The sequence below is a fragment of the Burkholderia sp. Bp9099 genome, assembly GCF_003857805.1.
Taxonomy (GTDB): domain Bacteria; phylum Pseudomonadota; class Gammaproteobacteria; order Burkholderiales; family Burkholderiaceae; genus Burkholderia.
Window position 1 is genome coordinate 36,635 of record NZ_QTPU01000028.1, and the last position, 19,284, is coordinate 55,918.

General features: G+C 68.8%; 16 protein-coding genes. 12 read left to right on the forward strand and 4 right to left on the reverse strand.

The features are described from left to right. The first annotated feature begins 20 nt into the window (after positions 1-20). The 8 genes from DIE17_RS28455 to DIE17_RS28490 all read left to right on the forward strand — a co-directional run bounded on the left by DIE17_RS28455 (position 21) and on the right by DIE17_RS28490 (position 10,043). Positions 21-464: a low molecular weight protein-tyrosine-phosphatase gene (locus DIE17_RS28455; RefSeq protein ID WP_124486461.1), complete on the forward strand. Its 444-nt coding sequence runs from the start codon at positions 21-23 to the stop codon at positions 462-464. Next, a complete protein-coding gene (locus tag DIE17_RS28460) occupies positions 458-1,636 on the forward strand; it encodes a polysaccharide biosynthesis/export family protein (RefSeq protein WP_044846601.1) in 1,179 nt (392 codons plus the stop codon). Before DIE17_RS28455 ends, DIE17_RS28460 begins: the two co-directional genes overlap by 7 nt. Before the next feature lie 50 nt (positions 1,637-1,686). After that, positions 1,687-3,912, forward strand: a complete 2,226-nt coding sequence (locus DIE17_RS28465; RefSeq protein ID WP_044846600.1) for a polysaccharide biosynthesis tyrosine autokinase — start codon at positions 1,687-1,689, stop codon at positions 3,910-3,912. A 62-nt stretch (positions 3,913-3,974) separates the two neighbouring features. Continuing rightward, positions 3,975-4,934, forward strand: coding sequence for a glycosyltransferase family 2 protein (locus tag DIE17_RS28470; RefSeq protein ID WP_044846599.1), 960 nt, complete (start codon positions 3,975-3,977; stop codon positions 4,932-4,934). Between the two features lie 148 nt (positions 4,935-5,082). After that, on the forward strand, positions 5,083-6,219 hold the full coding sequence (locus DIE17_RS28475) for a glycosyltransferase family 4 protein (protein ID WP_124921410.1): 1,137 nt from the start codon (positions 5,083-5,085) through the stop codon (positions 6,217-6,219). 10 nt (positions 6,220-6,229) lie between these two features. Then, entirely contained in the window at positions 6,230-7,696 is a 1,467-nt protein-coding gene (locus DIE17_RS28480; protein ID WP_044846597.1) for an O-antigen ligase family protein, read from the forward strand. After that, the gene (locus DIE17_RS28485; protein WP_124921411.1) at positions 7,693-8,877 is read left to right on the forward strand and encodes a glycosyltransferase family 4 protein; all 1,185 of its coding nucleotides are present in this window, start codon (positions 7,693-7,695) and stop codon (positions 8,875-8,877) included. Before DIE17_RS28480 ends, DIE17_RS28485 begins: the two co-directional genes overlap by 4 nt. 41 nt (positions 8,878-8,918) lie before the next feature. Then, positions 8,919-10,043 carry a glycosyltransferase family 4 protein gene (locus DIE17_RS28490; protein WP_124921412.1) on the forward strand — a complete coding sequence of 375 codons (1,125 nt, stop codon included), beginning with the start codon at positions 8,919-8,921 and terminating at the stop codon, positions 10,041-10,043. Between the two features lie 141 nt (positions 10,044-10,184). On the opposite strand, the gene DIE17_RS28495 is transcribed toward DIE17_RS28490, so the two are convergent. Continuing rightward, entirely contained in the window at positions 10,185-11,420 is a 1,236-nt protein-coding gene (locus DIE17_RS28495; RefSeq protein WP_124921413.1) for an MFS transporter, read from the reverse strand. Between the two features lie 158 nt (positions 11,421-11,578). Between DIE17_RS28495 and DIE17_RS28500 the strand changes: the two genes are divergently transcribed. After that, positions 11,579-12,037: a helix-turn-helix domain-containing protein gene (locus DIE17_RS28500; protein WP_124571626.1), complete on the forward strand. Its 459-nt coding sequence runs from the start codon at positions 11,579-11,581 to the stop codon at positions 12,035-12,037. A 280-nt stretch (positions 12,038-12,317) separates the two neighbouring features. Here DIE17_RS28500 and DIE17_RS28505 read toward each other — a convergent pair whose 3' ends face one another. Together DIE17_RS28505 and DIE17_RS28510 are read right to left on the reverse strand one after the other, a co-directional pair. Beyond that, on the reverse strand, positions 12,318-13,085 hold the full coding sequence (locus DIE17_RS28505; RefSeq protein WP_124522640.1) for an AraC family transcriptional regulator: 768 nt from the start codon (positions 13,083-13,085) through the stop codon (positions 12,318-12,320). 26 nt (positions 13,086-13,111) lie between these two features. Further along, complete coding sequence (locus DIE17_RS28510; RefSeq protein WP_044846591.1) at positions 13,112-13,453, reverse strand: FKBP-type peptidyl-prolyl cis-trans isomerase; 342 nt, start codon at positions 13,451-13,453, stop codon at positions 13,112-13,114. 590 nt (positions 13,454-14,043) lie between these two features. On the opposite strand from DIE17_RS28510, the gene DIE17_RS28515 reads away from it, so the two are divergent. Next, complete coding sequence (locus tag DIE17_RS28515; protein WP_124522642.1) at positions 14,044-14,961, forward strand: metal-dependent hydrolase; 918 nt, start codon at positions 14,044-14,046, stop codon at positions 14,959-14,961. Between the two features lie 437 nt (positions 14,962-15,398). After that, on the forward strand, positions 15,399-16,871 hold the full coding sequence (locus DIE17_RS28525) for a sigma-54 dependent transcriptional regulator (RefSeq protein WP_124486452.1): 1,473 nt from the start codon (positions 15,399-15,401) through the stop codon (positions 16,869-16,871). A gap of 976 nt (positions 16,872-17,847) precedes the next feature. Here the strand turns inward: DIE17_RS28525 and DIE17_RS28535 are convergent. After that, a complete protein-coding gene (locus tag DIE17_RS28535) occupies positions 17,848-18,630 on the reverse strand; it encodes an ABC transporter substrate-binding protein (protein WP_044846588.1) in 783 nt (260 codons plus the stop codon). 233 nt (positions 18,631-18,863) lie between these two features. Here DIE17_RS28535 and DIE17_RS28540 point away from each other — a divergent pair, with 233 nt between their 5' ends. Continuing rightward, positions 18,864-19,283, forward strand: coding sequence for an MbcA/ParS/Xre antitoxin family protein (locus tag DIE17_RS28540; RefSeq protein WP_044846587.1), 420 nt, complete (start codon positions 18,864-18,866; stop codon positions 19,281-19,283). Position 19,284 lies beyond the last annotated feature (1 nt).

Sequence of the window (19,284 nt, forward strand, 5' to 3'; positions counted from 1 at the left end):
CGTTACCGAATCGAGACGCCATGTTCCGCAACATCCTGATCGTCTGTCACGCGAACGTCTGCCGCAGCCCGGCGGCGGAACTGCTGTTCAAGTCGCACGCGGCGTCGCGTGGCGGCCCGCGCGTGACGTTCCACTCCGCCGGCGTGCGTGCCAACGACGGCGACGGCATCGATCCGGTGATGCGCCAACTTCTCGCCGAGCGCGGCGTCGATGCGACGACGCACCGTTCGCGGCGGCTGTCGCGCCGGATCGTGCGCGACGCCGACCTGATTCTCGTCAGCGAGCGCGAACAGATCAAGGCCGTCGAGGCGGTCGATCCGTTCGCGCGCGGCAAGGTCCACCTGCTGGGCAAGTGGGAGGACGCCGAGATCGCGGATCCGCATGGCGGCCCCGAGGCCGACTATCGCGAGAGCTACTCATTGATCGAACGTCTGGTTCAAGGATGGCTGCAAAAACTATGCTGAAACGTCCCATGCGCCCGCTGGCGCTCGCCGTCGCGATGACGACATTCCTGTCGGCCTGCGCGAGCGCGCCCGGCAACTATCTCGACTCGTCGAACCTGAAGGACGAAGGCCGGCAAGGGCAGGCCGAAACCTATCCGGTTCATTACATCGACGCGAAGCTGGTGATGGATCAGCTGCAGAAGCAGCAGGTCGAGCATCCGCTGCCGCCGGGCCGATACACCGATCCGTCGGAGTACGTGTACCGCGTCGGTCCGCAGGACATCCTCGGCGTCACGGTGTGGGATCACCCCGAGCTGACGACGCCGCAGGGCCAGTCGTTCTCGAGCGGCGGCAACACGACGCAGTCGGTCGCGGGCGCGCTGCAGCAGCCGTATACGACTGCGCTGCCGGGCCAGGCCGATCCGTACGGCCAGACGGTCGCCGCCGACGGCACGATCTTCTTCCCGTTCGTCGGCCGCATCCGCGTGGCGGGCAAGACGGTCGCGCAGATCCGCGAGCAGATGGCATCGACCCTCGCGCGCTACGTGAAGAATCCGCAGCTCGACGTGCGCGTGCTGTCGTTCCGCAGCCAGAAGGTGCAGGTGACGGGCGAGGTGAAGCAGCCGGGCCCGCTCGCGGTGAGCGACGTGCCGCTGACGCTCGTCGACGCGATCTCGCGCTCGGGCGGTTCGACCAACGAGGCCGACCTGCAGCGCGTGCGCCTGACGCGCGACGGCAAGCTCTACACGCTCGACGCGAACGGCGTGCTCGATCGCGGCGAAGTGAAGCAGAACGTGATGCTGCAGCCGGGCGACATCGTCAACGTGCCGGACCGCAGCGACAGCCGCGTGTTCATCATGGGCGAGGTCAAGACGCCGGTCACCGTGCCGATGCTCAAGGGCAAGCTGACCATCGCCGACGCGCTGACGGCCGGCGGCGGCATCCTCGACACCGACGCGAACCCGCGCAAGATCTACGTGATGCGCGGGATGCGCGACAACCCGACGAAGCCGGAAGTGTTCCGCCTCGACATGACGCAGCCGGATGCGCTGATGCTGTCGAGCCGCTTCCCGCTCCAGCCGCTCGACGTCGTCTACGTCAGCACGGCCGGCTCGGTGCAGTTCAACCGCGTGCTGCAGCAGGTGTTGCCGACGATCCAGACGATCTTCTACATGCGGCAAATCACGCGCTGATAGCCCGCCGGGGCGGCGCCTGCCCCCCGGCACCACTCAAGCGGGAACGAATGGTGAACACGCAAGCGAAACACTCCTACGCGGATCTGACCGCGAAAACCGAGGAAGAGGACGTCGTCCTCGGCCAGCTGCTCCAGGTGCTCATGGACGACATCTGGCTGCTGCTCGGCATCGCGGTGACCGTCATCGCGATGGCCGGCCTGTACTGCTACATCGCGAAGCCGGTCTATCAGGCCGACGTGCACGTGCGGGTCGAGGGCAACGACAACACGTCGCAGGCGCTCACCCAGACGCAGACGGGCGCGATGATCAACAGCGGTCCGCAGCAGGCGCCGACCGAAGCGGAAATCGAGATCATCAAGAGCCGCGGCGTCGTCGCGCCGGTCGTCGAGCAGTTCAAGCTGAACTTCTCGGTCGCGCCGAAGACGCTGCCGGTGCTCGGCAGCCTGGCCGCGCGCGTCGCGACGCCGGGCGAACCGGCGCGTGCGTGGTTCGGCCTGCGCTCGTACGCATGGGGCGGCGAAGTCGCCGACATCGACACGATCAACGTCGTGCCCGCGCTCGAAGGCAAGAAGCTGACGCTGACGGCCGGCCCGAACGGCACCTACACGCTGGTCGACCAGAACGGCAACCGTCTTCTGTCGGGCCGTGTCGGCGAATCGGAGCAGGCAGGCGGCGTGACGCTGCTCGTGCAGAAGCTCGTCGCGCGTCCGGGCACGCAATTCACGGTGGTCCGCTACAACGATCTCGATGCGATCACCGGCTTCCAGTCGGGCATCCAGGTGTCCGAGCAGGGCAAGCAGACGGGCGTCGTCCAGATCTCGCTCGAAGGCAAGGACCCGGATCAGACCGCCGCGATCGCGAACGCGCTCGCGCAGTCGTACCTGAACCAGCACGTGATCGCGAAGCAGGCCGAAGCGACCAAGATGCTCGACTTCCTGAAGGGCGAGGAACCGCGCCTGAAGTCCGACCTCGAGCGCGCGGAAGCCGCACTGACGCAGTACCAGCGCACGTCCGGCTCGATCAACGCGAGCGACGAGGCGAAGGTCTACCTCGAAGGCAGCGTGCAGTATGAGCAGCAGATCGCCGCGCAGCGCCTGCAGCTCGCGTCGCTCGCGCAGCGCTTCACCGATTCGCACCCGATGGTGATCGCCGCGAAGCAGCAGCTCGCGGAACTGCAGGGCGAGAAGGACAAGTTCAGCAACCGCTTCCGCAGCCTGCCGGCCACCGAAGTGAAGGCCGTCCAGCTCCAGCGTGACGCGAAGGTGGCCGAGGACATCTACGTGCTGCTGCTGAACCGCGTGCAGGAGCTGTCGGTGCAGAAGGCCGGCACGGGCGGCAACATCCACCTCGTCGATTCGGCGCTGCGCCCGGGCGATCCGGTCAAGCCGAAGAAGGTGCTGATCCTGTCGGCGGCGGTGTTCCTCGGGCTGATCCTCGGCACCGGCATCGTGTTCCTGCGTCGCAACCTGTTCCAGGGCATCGAGGATCCGGACCGCGTCGAGCGCACGTTCAACCTGCCGCTGTACGGGCTGGTGCCGCAAAGCGCCGAGCAGGTGAAGCTCGACGCCATGGCCGAGAAGGGCGGCGGCCGCGCGCGGCCGATCCTCGCGAGCCTGCGTCCGAAGGACCTGAGCGTTGAAAGCATGCGCAGCCTGCGCACCGCGATGCAGTTCGCGATGATGGACGCGAAGAACCGCGTGGTCGTGCTGACCGGCCCGACGCCGGGCATCGGCAAGAGCTTCCTGACGGTCAACCTCGCGGTGCTGCTCGCGCATTCCGGCAAGCGTGTGCTGCTGGTCGACGCCGACATGCGCCGCGGCATGCTCGACCGCTACTTCGGCCTTACCGCGCAGCCGGGCCTGTCCGAGCTGCTGAGCGACCAGTCGTCGCTCGAGGACGCGATCCGCGAGACGCCGGTGCAGGGCCTGTCGTTCATCTCGGCCGGCACGCGCCCGCCGAACCCGTCGGAACTGCTGATGTCGGCCCGTCTGCCGCAATACCTGGAAGGGCTCGGCAAGCGCTACGACGTCGTGCTGATCGACTCGCCGCCGGTGCTGGCGGTGACCGACGCGACCATCATCGGCCGTATGGCCGGCGCGACCTTCCTGGTGCTGCGCTCGGGCATGCATACCGAAGGCGAGATCGCCGACGCGATCAAGCGCCTGCGCACCGCGGGCGTCGATCTGGAAGGCGGGATCTTCAACGGCGTGCCGCCGAAGGCACGCGGCTACGGCCGCGGTTATGCGGCCGTCCACGAATACCTGAGCGCCTGACCGCATTGCACGAAACCGGGCCGGCGCGAGCCGCATCGGCCCGGCCGACTGGAGAACTTTCGATGAAAATTTCCGTGCTCGTTCCGACCTACCGGCGTCCCGCCGACCTCGCGCGCTGCCTGCTGGCGCTGCAGCGCCAGGCGCGGCTGCCCGACGAGGTGATCGTCGTCGCGCGCCCGGAGGACGATGCCACGCACGAGCGCCTCGCCGATCCGTCGGTCGGCGGCGCGCTGCCGTTGCGGATCGTGCCGGTCGACGTGCCGGGGCAGGTCGCCGCGCTGAACAAGGGGCTCGACTCGGCGCACGGCGACATCGTCGCGATCACCGACGACGACGCGGCGCCGCACGCCGACTGGCTCGCGCGCATTGAGGCCGTGTTCCTCGCCGACCCGCGCGTCGGCGCGGTGGGCGGCCGCGACTGGGTGCACGAGAAGGGTCGCGTGCTCGACGAATCGCGCGAACTAGTCGGCCAGCTCACACTGTCCGGCAAGATCGTCGGCAACCATCACCTGGGCGTCGGCGGCGCGCGCGAAGTCGACATGCTCAAGGGCGCGAACATGAGCTACCGCCGCGCTGCGATCGAGCGGCTGCGCTTCGACACGCGGCTGCGCGGCGCCGGTGCGCAGGTGCACAACGACATGGGTTTCAGCATGCACGTGCAGCGCGACGGCTGGAAGCTCGTCTACGACCCGGCGATCGCGGTCGACCATTTTCCGGCCGAGCGTTTCGACGACGACCGGCGAGACGCCGCGTCGCTGAATGCGATCAGCAACGGCGCGTACAACCTGCACCTGATCCTGCGCGAGCATCTGCCGCCGCTGCGGCGCGAGATCGCGTGGTGGTGGTGGACGCTGGTCGGCACGCGCGTCTACCCGGGTTTCGCGCACGTGCTGCTGTCGCTGCACACCGCGCGGCGCGACCGCGTGCGCGACCACTGGCGCGCGGTGCGCCGCGGCGCGCGCGAGGCGCGCCGCGCGAATCTTGCCCCCCACCGTGCGGCGATGCCGCCGGTGACGTCTTGAACGGGCCGCGCGCACGATGCACGGCCACCCGCGAAGGGCATGAAATGGTCCGACTCCCGCGCTCATTTGATTCGCCTGGAGGGGCGCAGCCTCTCCAGCTCCCTGAAGCTTGCCCGTCGGTGCATCCGACGGCCTGGCGGAGGCTGACATGACTTCGACGAAGGTTCACGTTCACCTGTTTTACGGCGCCGATCCGCGTACCTATCGGCAAGGCGAGAATATCGGCTGCCTGTACGGCTATCACCACGCGGAATCCGACGAATTCCGGCTGACCTATTCGCAGGACCGCCGCGAGAACCGCGTCGCGAGCCTCGCGCGCCGTGCGCTGAAGGCGGCGCTCGGCTTCGACGTCGTGCACGCATGGCGCAATCGCGCCGCGCTGCTGAGCACGGACGTGATCTGGACGCACACTGAGCAGGAGCACCTCGCCGCCGCGCTGGTCCTGAAGCTCGCCGGCGCGCAGGGCAAGCGCCCGCTGCTGCTCGCGCAGAGCGTGTGGCTGTTCGACAAGTGGAACACCTTCGGCGGCCCGCGCCGCTGGCTGTACCGCAAGCTGCTCGCGCGCGCCGACGCGCTGACGACGCTCGCCCGCGACAACGCCGAGCTGTGCCGCCGCTATCTCGGGCGCGAGGCCGAGTTCGTCTACTACGGGCTGAACACGCAGGACTTCCCGCCGGCCGAACCGCAGCAATGGAAGCCGAACCGGCCGCTGCGGATCGCCGCGATCGGCAACGACCGCGACCGCGACTGGCGCACGTTCCTCGCCGCGTTCGGCGGCGACGAGCGCTACGACGTGCGGCTCGCGACGCGCCGCCGTGTGCCGCGCGAGTGGCATGCGCCGAACGTGAAGATCGGCTCGGCATCGGGCCTCGCGAAGCAGCACGAGCTGTACGCATGGGCCGACGTGATCGTCGTGCCGCTGCGGCCGAACTTCCATGCGTCGGGCATCACCGTGATGCTCGAGGCGGCGGCGGTCGGCAAGCCGATGATCGTGTCCGACGTGGGCGGCCTCAGCGACTACTTCCCGCACGACACGGCCGCCTACGTGCCGGCGTTCGACGCAGCGGCGATGCGCCAGGCCGCCGATCGCTTCGTGGCCGATCCGGCCGCCGCGCTCGAATGCGCGCGTGCCGCGGCCGCGTGCCTGCGCGAGCGCGACCTGACCACGCAGGCGTTCGCCGAGCAGCACGTGCGGATCACGCGCGACCTGCTGTGCCGGCGTCGCACGCCGGCGGCCGCCGGTCTCGCGATGCCGCTCGCGGATTCGCGCCCGTCGTCGCGGTGAGAGCGGATCGATGAGTACGATTGCCGCCGAACGCGCACCGTCGCGCAGCCGCAGCCGGTTACCCGAACCGAAGCACTGGGTCGGGCAGGCCGGGCTGTGGACGTTGACCGCCGCGCTGATCGCCATTCACCAGGGCAAGGTGCTGACGCTCGCGTTTCCGGTGCTGGCGATCGCGGTCGGCATCTGGCTGTATTTCAAGAGCCCGGCGCGCTACGTCGGCTTCATGTGGTGGGTGTGGTTCCTGAGCCCCGAAGTGCGGCGTCTCGCCGACTGGTCGAAGGGCGCGTTCACGCCGACGAGCCTGATCCAGGTCGCGCCGCTCGCGGTGACGATGATCGCCGGCTTGGGGCTGCTCAGGCATTACCGCGTGCTTGCCCAGCGGCGCGGGATTCCCGTGCTGCTGATGTTGTTCGGGCTGACGTACGCGTACCTCGTCGGGATCGTGTCGAGCGGCGTGATGGCCGCGACCTACGACCTCGCGAACTGGGTGTACCCGGTGCTGATCGGCTTTCACATCATGGTCAACGCGCGCGACTATCCCGAGTACCGCGACGTGCTGCTGTCCACGTTCATGTGGGGCATGCTCGTGATGGGCGTGTACGGGGTCGTGCAGTACTTCGTGATGCCGCAGTGGGACGTGCTGTGGATGATCGGCTCGGACATGGGTTCGCAGGGCGAGCCGGTGCCGTACGGCGTGCGGGTATTCAGCACGATGAACTCGTCGGGGCCGTTCGCGTTCGCGATCATGGGCGCGCTGGTGTTCGTGTTCGCGGCGCCGCAGAAGGTCCGCTGGTTCGCGGGCGCCGCCGGCTTCGTGTCGTTCGCGCTGTGTCTCGTGCGCTCGACCTGGGGCGGCTGGGTGATCGCGCTTGCGATCCAGCTCGTGCAGTCGAGCAATCGCGTGCGGATGCGGATCCTGATCAGCGGGGTCGTGCTGGTCGGGCTGTGCGTGCCGCTCCTGACCGTCGGGCCGGTGGCCGACCGGCTCGGCGCGCGCCTGCAGTCGATCACGAACCTGAAGGACGACCGCAGCTACGACGACCGCAACAAGTTCTACGCAACCTTCGCGCAAACGGCGTTCACCGACGTCGCCGGCGAAGGGATGGGCGCGACCGGCGCGTCCACCAAGCTGTCGAGCGACAGCGGCGAGCTCGGCAAGTACGGCAGCTTCGACAGCGGCGTGATGAACGTGCCGTTCGTGCTCGGCTGGCCCGGCACGCTGCTGTACCTGTCGGGTGTCGTGATGCTGCTCGCCCGCACGCTGCGCGCGGCGTTCAAGCTGCGCAAGGACAAGTTCGTCGGCGCATGCCTGAGCCTGTGCCTGTCGGTGTTCGCGATGCTCGTGTTCACGAACTCGCTGATCGGCACGGGCGGCCTGCTGCTGTTCACGGCCATTTTTTCCATACTATCCGCGGCGCACTGGCAAAAGGCACAGCGCCTGCTGGCCGCCGCGCGTTCACGGGGAGGCGACCATTGAGAATCGCGATCGTCACGCACGTCGTGCGACATAACGACGGGCAGGGCCGCGTCAATTACGAAATCGCGCGCGCGGCGCTGGCAGAACACTACGAGGTCACGCTGGTCGCGTCGCACGTCGCGCCCGAGCTGCTGGCCGACCCGCGCGTGCGCTGGGTGCCGGTCAAGGTCGGCGGTTTCTGGCCGTCGAATCTCGTCAAGCAGCAGGTGTTCGCGCTCAAGAGCGCGGCCTGGCTGCGCGCGCATCGCGGCGAATACGACGTGCTGCACGTGAACGGCTTCATCTCGTGGATCAAGGCCGACGTGAACACCGCGCACTTCGTGCACGGCGGCTGGTTCAAGAGCCCGTACTACCCGTTCGGCCCGACGAAGGGGCTGTGGTCGGCGTACCAGTACGTCTATACGCGCGTGAATACGGCGCTCGAGCGCTGGGCGTACAAGCGTTCGCGCGCGATCACGGCCGTGTCGCAGAAGGTGGCCGACGAGATCGCCGGGCTCGGCATCGACAGCCGCAAGATCAGCGTGATCTACAACGGCGTCGACGGCAGCGCGTTCGCGGGCGCGCAGGCCGATCGCGCGGCGTTCAAGCTGCCGGACGACGCGTTCCTGCTGCTGTTCGTCGGCGACCTGCGCACGCCGCGCAAGAACCTCGGCACCGTGCTGAAGGCGCTGACGAAACTGCCGGCGAACGTCCATCTCGCGGTGGCCGGCTATCTGCCCGGCAGCCCGTATCCGGACGAGGCGCGCGCGCTCGGCATCGCGTCGCGCGTGCATTTCCTCGGGCTCGTGAAGAACATGCCGACGCTGATGCGCTCGGTCGACGCGTATGTGTTTCCGTCGCGCTACGAAGCGATGAGCCTGTCGCTGCTGGAAGCGATGGCGGCCGGGCTGCCGGTCGTCACCGCGCGCACCGCCGGCGGCGCGGAGATCATCACGCGCGATTGCGGGATCGTGCTGGAAGACCCGGACGATCCGGCCGCGCTCGCGCAGGCGATCGGCGCGCTCGCGGCGTCGCGCGACACCTGTCGCGCGATGGGCGACGCGGCCCGCGAACTGATGACCCGTTTCGGCTGGGCCCACATGGGCGCCCAGTACGTCGCGCTTTACCGGCGCATCGGCCAACCCACGCAGCCGTCCGCCTTCGAGCGGGTCGAGCATGCAATCACGCAGGAGCAACCGTGACGTCTCAATCTTCCCGGCCGATCAAATCGTTGCAAATCGGCATGCACTGGTTCCCCGAACGCGCGGGCGGCCTCGACCGGATGTACTACTCGCTCGTCGGCGCGCTGCCGGGCGCGGGCGTCGCGGTGCGCGGGCTCGTCGCCGGCTCGCCGAAGGTCGCCGACGACACGGGCGGTGCGATCCAGGGCTTCGGACCTGCGTCGCAGCCGCTCGCGCGCCGCATGCTCGCCGCGCGCCGCGCGCTGCGCGACGAGATCCGCAGCGAGCGGCCGGACGTGATTTCGTCGCACTTCGCGCTGTACACGTTCCCGGGGCTCGACGTCACGCGCGGGATTCCGCAGGTGTCGCACTTCCAGGGGCCGTGGGCCGACGAAAGCCAGGTCGAGGGCGCCGCATCGCTCGGGCAGCGCGCGAAGCGCTATCTCGAACAGGCCGTCTATACGCGCTCGTCGCGCCTGATCGTGCTGTCGCAGGCATTCGGCCAGATCCTGACGAACCGCTACGGGATCGATCCGTCGCGTGTGCGCGTGATTCCCGGCTGCGTCGATACCGCGCAGTTCGACACGCCGCTCACGCCGGCCGAGGCGCGGCAGAAGCTGCAACTGCCGCAGGACCGGCCGATCGTGCTGGCCGTGCGCCGGCTCGTGCGGCGCATGGGGCTGGAGGACCTGATCGACGCGATCGGCCTCGTCAAGCAACGTCACCCGGACGTGCTGCTGCTGATCGCCGGCAAGGGCAAGATCGGCGAGGAGCTGCAGCAGCGCATCGACGAAGCCGGGCTGCAGGACAACGTGAAGCTGCTCGGTTTCGTGCCCGACAACCATCTCGCGGCCCTGTACCGCGCGGCGACGGTCAGCGTCGTGCCGACCGTCGCGCTCGAAGGCTTCGGGCTGATCACCGTCGAATCGCTCGCGTCCGGCACGCCGGTGCTGGTCACGCCGGTCGGCGGGCTGCCGGAGGCGGTCGCCGGGCTGTCCAACGACCTCGTGCTGCCGTCGACGGGCGCGGACGCGATCGCGGAAGGGCTCGGCGGCGCGCTGTCGGGCGCGATCGCGTTGCCGGACGAAGCGGCGTGCAAGCGCTACGCGCGCGACCATTTCGACAACGCGGTGATCGCGCGACGCGTCGCCGGCGTGTACGAAGAGGCGATCCAGGCGGCGGGGTAAGCGAACGCGACGCATCGTCGCGACGGTCGAGCCGGCATACACGTCCGGTTCGCAGGCCGGCCGCCCGATCCGGGCGAGCCGGCTTTTGTCGTTCGAAGCCGGGCATGCGGCGGCTCGCGCGCCGGGCTCGACACGCGTCGTTCAGGCACACCCGAGCGTCACGGCCCATGCGCCGAACGCGGCCACGCTGACCGCCGCGCCGAGCCCGCAGACACCGATCCATCCCGCGTGCGCATACGTCATCGTCGACGCGATCGCGCCGAGTCCGCTACCGATCGAATAGAACAGCATGTAGCAGCCGACGAGGCGCGCATGCGCATCGGGCCGCGCGCCGAGGATCATGCTCTGGTTCACGACATGGACGGCCTGCCCGCCGACGTCGAGCAGCACGATGCCGACGACCAGCAGCGCGATCGACGTATCGGTGAACGCGAGCGGCAGCCACGAGCATGCGAGCAGTGCGAGCGCGGCGCCGGTCGTCGCTTCGCCGAGCCCGCGATCCGCGAGCCGGCCCGCGCGCGCGGCGGCCGCCGCACCCAGTGCGCCGACGAGCCCGAATGCGCCGATCTGCGTATGCGACATCGCGTGCGGCGGCGCGCTCAGCGGCAGCACGAGCGCGCTCCAGAAGATGCTGAACGCCGCGAACATCAGCAGCGCGATCGCCCCGCGCACACGCAGCACGCGCTCGTTGCGCAGCAGCGTGACCATCGAACCGAGCAGCGCTGCGTAGCCGATGCGCTCGCGCGGCGCGTCCGCATCGGGCAACAGCCGCGCCAGCGCGATCAGCATCGCGATCGCAAGTGCGCCCGACACCAGGTAGACCGCACGCCAGCCGGCGATATCCGTGACGACACCCGCCAGCGAACGTGCGGCCAGCAGACCGATCACGACGCCGCCCTGTGCCGCGCCGACCACACGGCCGCGCTCGCCGGCCCCCGCAAGCGCGGCCGAGCAGGCGATCAGCCCTTGCGTCATCGCGGTGCCGAGCAGCCCGACCGCGACCATGCCCGCCAGCAACGCGACGCGCGTCGACGCGGCGGCCACGCCGATGCAGGCCGCCGTCAGCAGCAGAAGCTGGACGGCGAGCAGGCGTTTGCGGTTCAGCAGGTCGCCGAGCGGCACGACGAACAGCAACGCGAGCGCGCAGCCGAGCTGCGTCGCCGTGATGACGCCGCCGACCGTCGCCTGCGATACGCGGAAATCGCGGGCGATCGAATCGAGCAGCGGCTGCGCGTAGTACACGTTTGCGACGCTTGCCGCGCAGCAGACGGCCAGCAGCGCGACGAGCGCCGTGGATACGCGCGCGCGATCGGCCGGGCGCGCGGCACGCGATGTCGCGCTGGACGCGACGGTTCCCGAACGACAAGACGATTCCATGGGCTGCCTCGCACTCGCTTAAGTAGTTGCAATTTGAAACCAGTGTGAGTGTAGGAAAAGTAGTTTTAAAATGCAACTTGTGGGGCGGCGGGCAACGGGTCCGCGCACCGACGTGCCGGGCGCGTGCGAAGGCAACCGGCGCGACAGCGGAGAACAACATGGCCAGGCAGAAAAGTCTTGCGGATTCGCCGTGCCCGGTGGCACGGGCGACCGATATCGTCGGCGATCGCTGGGCGTTGCTGATCGTGCGCGACGCGTTCGACGGCGTGCGCCGGTTCGGCGATTTCCGCGCGAGCCTCGGCGTCGCGAGCAATATCCTGTCGGACCGGCTCAGGATGCTGGTGGACGCGGGCGTATTCGACGTCGTGCCCGCGTCGGACGGCAGCGCGTATCAGGAGTACGCGTTGACGAAGAAGGGCGAGGGGCTGTTTCCGGTGATCGTGATGCTGCGGCAGTGGGGCGAGGCGAACCTGTTCGCGCGCGGCGAGCCGCATTCTGTCCTGGTCGAGCGCAAGACGGGCCGCGCGATCCGCAAGCTCGCGCTGCGGCACGACGATGGTCGGCCGTTGAAGGCGGCGGATACGGTCGTGCGGAAAGTGGGCGACGAGCGGGGGTGATACGGGCGTGATGATCCGGACGTGATGACCCCGGACGCCGTGCGACGCAAGGACCGTGTCTTTACCGTTGCGCGGCGTCGCCGCATCGGTCGCGCGCCCGGTGGCGGCCGAGAGTCCCGTTCAAGCGGCTGCAGACCCCGCCCGATGCGCACCGCTTTCATGCGCGCCACGATGTCGCGCGCGATGACAACGCCTGTCGAAAACCATCCGGCCATGACGCAGGGGCGCAATCGGCGCAATCGCGTTCGCTATTGCAGGAAAACGGGTGGCGTCCGGCCGCTCAGTGCCGTTCGCCGCGCCAGCGCCCCGGCGCGACGCCGAAGCGTTTCGTGAACGCGTGCGTGAAGGTGCTCTGGTCGGCGAAGCCGACCATGCCGGCGATGTCGACGAGCGGATGGCGGCCGTCGGCGAGCAGCACGACGGCGGCGTCGAGCCGCAGCCGCTGCAGGTAGCGATGCGGGGTTTCGCCGAACGCGTCGACGAACAGTTGGTGAAACCGGCGCATCCCGTAGCCGCAGTGCGCGGCGAGATCGGCGATGCGCAGCGGCTCCGCGAGCCGCGCGCGCAGCCAGCGGTCGATGCGCGCGAAATCCAGGCCCGCCGCGGGCGCGGCGAGGCTGGCGTCGCCGAGCAGCGCGTCGCACAGACGCGCGGCGGCCTGCCACTGGAAGCGATGCGCGTGCCGCGTGTCGCCGGCCGGGCCGTCGAGCTGCGCGGCCGCTGTCGCGACCTGCGCGACGAGCGACGTCAGCGCCGGGTCGATCGACACGGCACGCGCGCTGTCGAACAGCCGCTGCGGCACCGCGAGCGACGCGGCGGGCAGGTCGAGCACGAGCTGGCGATTGTCGCCGAGGCCCGCGTAATCGTGGCGCGAGCCGGCCGGAATCAGCCAGGCCGCGTGCCGGTCGATGCGCTGGCCGACGCCGTCCACCGCCATCACCATCGCGCCGTCGACGCCGAGCACGACCTGGTGAAAGTCGTGCACGTCGGACGCTTCGCACGTGTCGTAACGGCGCAGCGCGATGGCGGGAGACGGGATGCGTTCCATCGGAAGGACGTCGGCCGGCGGCGTCGTCAGACGGCGAGCAGTTCGACTTCGAACACGAGCGTCGCGTTCGGCGGGATCACGCCGCCTGCACCGCGCGGGCCGTAGCCGAGTTGCGGCGGGATCGTCAGGCGACGCACGCCGCCGACCTTCATGCCCTGCACGCCTTCGTCCCAGCCCTTGATGACCATGCCGCCGCCGAGCACGAACGCGAACGGGTCGTTGCGGTCCTTGCTCGAGTCGAATTTCTGACCGTCGGTCAGCCAGCCCGTGTAATGGACGCTGACGGTCTGGCCGGCTTGCGCTTCCGCGCCGGTGCCTTCGGTCAGCTCTTCGATCTTGAGGCCCGATGCGGTCGTGGTGACAGACATGACTTCTCCTGAAAGGGGTTGGGTAAAACCGCTATTGTAGGCGAGCGCGCAGGGGGCCGCCGCAGGCGGCGAGGGCACGGCCGCGTGCCTGTCGCGCGCCGGTCGCGGCGGTGCTGACGCATCTCGCGCGACACGCGAATGGAACGCATGTTTGAATCGTTCGCGGACCGGCTCGAAGGGGTTGCGCCGCGCGAACGTCGCGCGCGTATGAATCGGCGCTATCCGGCCGCTCGGCGTCGCGTCGAAAAAACGTCGCGCGACGCCGCAAACGCCCGTCGCACGGGGCTTGCGCGCCGAATGCGATTCGCGCGCGCGTCGCCCGCCTGCCGGTTGCGCACGGATGCGCGCGTTCGAATCGCGACCCGCCCGAACGCCACCCGAACGCCGCTTTTGTCGCGTTGCCGAACGTGCCCTGTTTGGAAGCGCGCATCTACCGCGCGGCTTGCGCGCGGCGTTCGCCGGCGCCTATCTTTACAGCTATCGATGTCAAGATCCGGGCGTTGCGCGATGCGCTGCCCGGGCCGCGCCGGTACGGTCGCAATGGCCGCAACGGCCGGCTGGGCCGCCCGGAAACAAGGAGAACGACGAACATGAAGTCAGCCGCTTCTGCCACCGCGGCCGAGGTGATGCCGGTGCGCCGCGACCTGCGCTTCGACCTGCCGGTCGAACGCGCGAAGGACTGGCACGGGCTCGGCCCGCACGTGACGCACTTCTTCAACGCGCTGTCGCTGCTGTTTCCCGCCGGCGAACGATTCTTCATGGATTCCGTGCGCCACTATCGCGACCGGATCGACGATCCGGTGCTGAAGCGGCAGGTGCTCGGCTTCATCGGGCAGGAGGCGATGCATACGCGCGAGCACGTCGAATACAACGAGCTGATGCAGGCGAACCGCCTGCCCGCGCGCAAGCTCGACAAGCGCATCTGGACCGTGCTCGGTTACATGAAGCGCAAGCTGCCGCATTCGGTGCAGCTCGCGCATACGGTCGCCGCCGAGCACTACACGGCCATGCTCGCCGACTGGCTGCTGCGCGATCCGACGCGCCTCGAAGGCTCGGTCGACGGCTACCGTCAGATGTGGGTGTGGCACGCGCTCGAGGAAACCGAACACAAGGCCGTGTCGTTCGACGTCTGGAACGTCGCGATGAAGCCGGGCCTGCGCCGTTATCTGATCCGCATCGGCGTCTATCTGCTGACGACGCTGACGTTCTGGCCGACTGTGTTCCTGCTGCACGCGACGCTGTTGTCGCGCGATCGCGACATCGAGCATCGCGTGCGCGGCATGCTGCGCATGCTCGCGTTCCTGTACGGGCCGCGTCGTGGGCTGTTTCCGCGGATCGCGGGCGAGTGGCTGAGCTTTTTCCGGCCCGGCTTCCACCCGTGGGATCGTGACAACCGCCATCACCTCGCGCGGGTCGACGCGCTCGTCGCCGCGTACGGCGAACACGACGGCGCGTCGGCCGGCCGTGGTCGCGCCAACGCGCTCGCGCCGCTCGCATCGGGACGCTGAGCCGCTCGCCGCGCTGCCCGGCGCGTGTTGCATTCCTGCATCATCCCCGTTTTATCCGACGATTGACCGGCATCAAGCGGAAACGGTTGCGGGTACCGGGCCGGTGCGGCCGACCGGGCGTGCCGGCCCGTGACGCCGGTCCGATCCCGTGTGCCCGGCCTCGCGTGCCGTCCCCGCGCGCCAGCACCGGCGCGGCGTCGGGTGTTCGCGATTGGTCCGGCCTCGCTTCGCGCCCGCCGCGCCACCGGGATAACACCCATCTAGCCGCGCGTCGGCGGCGTCGATATACCGTTCATGAAAGGGTTCGCCCGGCACGCGATTATTCCCCGGGGGGATTTTATTCGGACGAAAATGCGGCCAATATGTCGGTTCGATCGACGTCCGTCGGACGCGGCGGCGAGCCAGCGCACGATACCAACGCCAAGCGGGGAACAACGATGGTTGCAAGGTCACCCGACGCAAGCGGGACGGCGGCGTCCGAGACGCCGCTCGTATCCGTCACCGCTCCCGAGGCCGGACGCAAGCTGTTCGTGATCATGCGTTCGCCGGACGAGCCGTTGCTGGCGCAACTGCGCGGGCTCGGCTGGGATATCTCGGTCGCGAAGACGGCCGGCGCCGCGCAGAACATGACGTCCGGCGTGAACGTCGCCGCCGGGCTCATCGATTTCTCGGGCTTCACGTCGCGCGACTATCCCGCGCTGAAGGCGTGCCTGAGCCAGCCGGCGATCGGCTGGATTTCCATCGCGCAGGCCGGCATCACGATCGGCGCTGCCGTGCGCGAACTGATCCGCAGCTATTGTTTCGATTACGTGACGCTGCCGCTGCCGTACGAATGGATTTCGCACGTGCTCGGCCACGCGCGCGGGATGGCCGCGCTCGATCGCGTCGACGGCGCCGCATACGCGGCATCGATCGGCGAGCACGGGATGATCGGCAACTGCGAAGCGATGCAGCAGCTGTTCAGCACGATCCGCAAGGTCGCGAAAACCGACGCGAGCGTGTTCATCTCCGGGGAGTCGGGCACCGGCAAGGAGCTGACGGCGCTCGCGATCCACGAGCGCTCGGCACGCGGCAAGGGGCCGTTCGTCGCGATCAACTGCGGCGCGATCCCGCATCACCTGCTGCAGTCGGAACTGTTCGGCTACGAGCGCGGCGCGTTCACCGGCGCGAACCAGCGGCGCGCGGGCCGGATCGAATCGGCGAACGGCGGCACGCTGTTTCTCGACGAAATCGGCGACATGCCGGTCGAAAGCCAGGCGAGCCTGCTGCGTTTCCTGCAGGAAGGGAAGATCGAGCGGCTCGGCGGCCAGGAATCGATTCCGGTCGACGTGCGGATCATCTCGGCGACGCACGTGGACCTCGACGGCGCGGTCGAAGCCGGCCGCTTCCGCGCGGACCTCTATCACCGGCTCTGCGTGCTGCGCATTCACGAGCCGCCGCTGCGCGCGCGGGGCAAGGACATCGACATCCTCGCGCATTACGTGCTGCAGAAATTCAAGGGCGACAGCGGCCGCAAGATCAGCGGCTTCACGTCGGCCGCGCTCGACGCGATGCGCCGCTACGAGTGGCCCGGCAACGTGCGCGAGCTGATCAACCGGGTGCGCCGCGCGATCGTGATGGCCGAGAGCCGGCTGCTGACGCCGCACGATCTCGGGCTCGAGGTTCCGGGTGAAACGGAGCCCGTGACCCTCGAGCAGGCGCGTTCGCTCGCCGAGCGCGTCGCGATCGAGAACGCGCTGCTGCGCAACGATCACCGGATCAACAAGGCCGCCGCCGAACTCGGCATCTCGCGCGTGACGCTGTACCGGATGATGATCGAGCACGGACTCAACGACCACGACAACACCGGCGACAACGGCGGGAAGGACGGCTCGCCGCCCGACGACGCCGACCACCAGCGAGTCGGCTGAAGGCGGCCCGGAAGCGTCCGCGGCCGGTCCCTGCGCGGGCGTCCGGCGGCATGTAAAGGGCGTGAAACGTTTCCTGCCGACGGCTGTGCAAAAAGCCCCGGCAAACGCGGGCGGCGACGCGCGGCCCGCGCCGGGAAAATTTTCCGGCTCGTCCGCGCGCCTTGTCCGGCAAGGCGTTGCCGCCACGCGACCGAGGCCGCTCGCGCCCGGCATGTTTCAGTTTCGCAACGTCCGGCATGTCCCGCCCGTCCGGGCCGCACACTGGTCCGATGAAAGGCTTGTGCCGCCGGCCCCGAACGAAGCTGGCGCGCTCCTTGCACAGGTTGGGGGGCGAGAGTCGACGACGCGACGTCCGGCCGGTTCGGCAGCGAACCATTCGAGAACCGGCTAGGACGCAGTCCGCGGGGATGACGGCCGGACGGGCAGCATGGCCCCGTTCCGGGCGGCATGGGCCGTCGTCGTCGGATCGTCGGAGCACCGGCGGTGTCCGGTTGCCGGCACAAGCAACGACTCGAATACGGGGTAGAAAAATGAACGATCTCAACACGCCGCGGCCGGCAGGCCGCGATCGCAGTGATTCGACCCATCGCCGGTCGACCGCGCACCTTGCTGCCGGCCGGCACGCGTCGACAGGCCACCTCTCCGCGCCCGGTGCGAGGCGGATCCGGCTGATACCCGGTCATCCGCGCCGGGCCGGTGCTTTCCCGCTCGCCAATCCGGTCCGCATGGGGATGTGCACGCGGGCGCCGATACCCCGGCGCCCGGTCTTCGCTTATTGACGACGTCGAGCGCCTGCGGTCGCCAGCGCAGGCGATCCGTTTGCCATGCGAATGATGTGCGGCATCCGGTTGCGCGATACGGACGATGAAACCGGTGCGACGGCAGACGTCAGGGAGGCGTCACCGTCCGGCGAGCAGGGGAGGGGCGGTCGGGCCGCGCGCGACGGGCATCGCACCCGTGCGCGCGCGGCGCCGCTTCAGCCGCCGTAGATGTCGAAGTCGAAGTACTTCGACGCGAGCCGCTTGTAGGTGCCGTCCTTGACCATGTCGAGGATCGCGCGATCGATCTTCGCCTTCAGGTCGGCGTCTTCCTTGCGCAGCCCGATACCGGCGCCGATGCCGAGCACCTTCTCGTCGACGAGTTCGGGCCCGACGAACTGGTAGCCCGCTCCGCGCGGCGACTTCAGGAACCCGATCGCGGCCTGCACCTCGTCCTGCAGCGCGGCGTCGAGGCGGCCCGACGTCAGGTCCGCATACACGCCGTCCTGGTTCTGGTACGACACGACGTTCGCACCCTGCTTCGCCCAGTACGCCTTCGCATACGCTTCCTGCGTCGTGCCCTGTTCGACGCCGATCGACTTGCCCTTCAGCGATTCGGCCGTCGGCAGCAGCGGCGAGCCCTTCTTCACGACGAGCCGCGTCGGCTGGTTGTAGATCTTCGTCGTGAAGCCGATCTGTTCCGCACGCTGCGGCGTGATCGACATCGACGACAGCACCGCGTCGAACTTCTTCGCCTTCAGCGCCGGGATCATCCCGTCGAAATCGTTCTCGAGCCACACGCACTTCGCTTTCAGCCGTGCGCAGATCTCGTTGCCGAGGTCGATGTCGAAGCCGACGAGCTTGCCGTCGGGCGCCTTCGATTCGAACGGCGCGTAGCTGGCGTCGGTGCCGAAGCGCAGCGTGGTCCAGTCCTTCGCGACGGCGGGGCCTGCCGATACCGCGAGCAGGGCGATCGAAACGGCGGCAATCAGTCTCTTCATGGTGGTTCCTTGGCGTGGTCTATCCGGTTCTGGGCGACACGGTTGCTGCGGGGACGCACCGCGTCCCGGTGCGCTGTCCGCACGGACATTAACGCAGAAAATAAAATCGCAGTCCAGAATGGACAAAAAATATCGATCCTTCGGGAGGAATGCCGGCACGCCGGGGGATGACCCTTGCAAAAATACGAAAATGGACTAATCTTGTTAGTAAATTCGTTTCGAGACTAACGATCATGTCACAGCCCGCCTTCGATCCGCATTCCGCCCCGCGGCAGGCTTCGGTCGCGCAGATGTCGGCGGCCGGCTTGCGCGCGTTCTTCAACATCGCGCGCGACTGGGAACTGACGATCGACGAACAGATCGTCCTGCTCGGCTCGCCCGGCCGCTCGACGTTCTTCAAGTGGAAGGCCTCGCCCGAATCGGCGCGCCTGCCGCGCGATACGCTCGAGCGGCTATCGCTGCTGCTCGGCATCTACAAGGCGCTGCAGATCCTGCTGCCGCAGCCGGCCGCGGCCGACACCTGGGTCAAGCGGCCGAACGACGCCGCGCCGTTCGGCGGCAAGCGCGCGCTCGACCGGATGCTCGCCGGCAACGTCGGCGACCTGGTCGCCGTCCGGCAATATCTCGACGCGATGCGGGGTGGCTGGGCGTGAC

Bases quoted from the DNA above. Each gene is read 5' to 3' on its own strand.
- DIE17_RS28475 (WP_124921410.1), top strand. From the start codon at position 5,083: ATGACTTCGACGAAGGTTCACGTTCACCTGTTTTACGGCGCCGATCCG.
- DIE17_RS28535 (WP_044846588.1), bottom strand. From the start codon at position 18,630: ATGAAGAGACTGATTGCCGCCGTTTCGATCGCCCTGCTCGCGGTATCG.
- DIE17_RS28515 (WP_124522642.1), top strand. From the start codon at position 14,044: ATGAAGTCAGCCGCTTCTGCCACCGCGGCCGAGGTGATGCCGGTGCGC.
- DIE17_RS28465 (WP_044846600.1), top strand. From the start codon at position 1,687: ATGGTGAACACGCAAGCGAAACACTCCTACGCGGATCTGACCGCGAAA.
- DIE17_RS28525 (WP_124486452.1), top strand. From the start codon at position 15,399: ATGGTTGCAAGGTCACCCGACGCAAGCGGGACGGCGGCGTCCGAGACG.
- DIE17_RS28480 (WP_044846597.1), top strand. From the start codon at position 6,230: ATGAGTACGATTGCCGCCGAACGCGCACCGTCGCGCAGCCGCAGCCGG.
- DIE17_RS28455 (WP_124486461.1), top strand. From the start codon at position 21: ATGTTCCGCAACATCCTGATCGTCTGTCACGCGAACGTCTGCCGCAGC.
- DIE17_RS28505 (WP_124522640.1), bottom strand. From the start codon at position 13,085: ATGGAACGCATCCCGTCTCCCGCCATCGCGCTGCGCCGTTACGACACG.
- DIE17_RS28490 (WP_124921412.1), top strand. From the start codon at position 8,919: ATGCACTGGTTCCCCGAACGCGCGGGCGGCCTCGACCGGATGTACTAC.
- DIE17_RS28495 (WP_124921413.1), bottom strand. From the start codon at position 11,420: ATGGAATCGTCTTGTCGTTCGGGAACCGTCGCGTCCAGCGCGACATCG.
- DIE17_RS28470 (WP_044846599.1), top strand. From the start codon at position 3,975: ATGAAAATTTCCGTGCTCGTTCCGACCTACCGGCGTCCCGCCGACCTC.
- DIE17_RS28460 (WP_044846601.1), top strand. From the start codon at position 458: ATGCTGAAACGTCCCATGCGCCCGCTGGCGCTCGCCGTCGCGATGACG.
- DIE17_RS28510 (WP_044846591.1), bottom strand. From the start codon at position 13,453: ATGTCTGTCACCACGACCGCATCGGGCCTCAAGATCGAAGAGCTGACC.
- DIE17_RS28540 (WP_044846587.1), top strand. From the start codon at position 18,864: ATGTCACAGCCCGCCTTCGATCCGCATTCCGCCCCGCGGCAGGCTTCG.
- DIE17_RS28500 (WP_124571626.1), top strand. From the start codon at position 11,579: ATGGCCAGGCAGAAAAGTCTTGCGGATTCGCCGTGCCCGGTGGCACGG.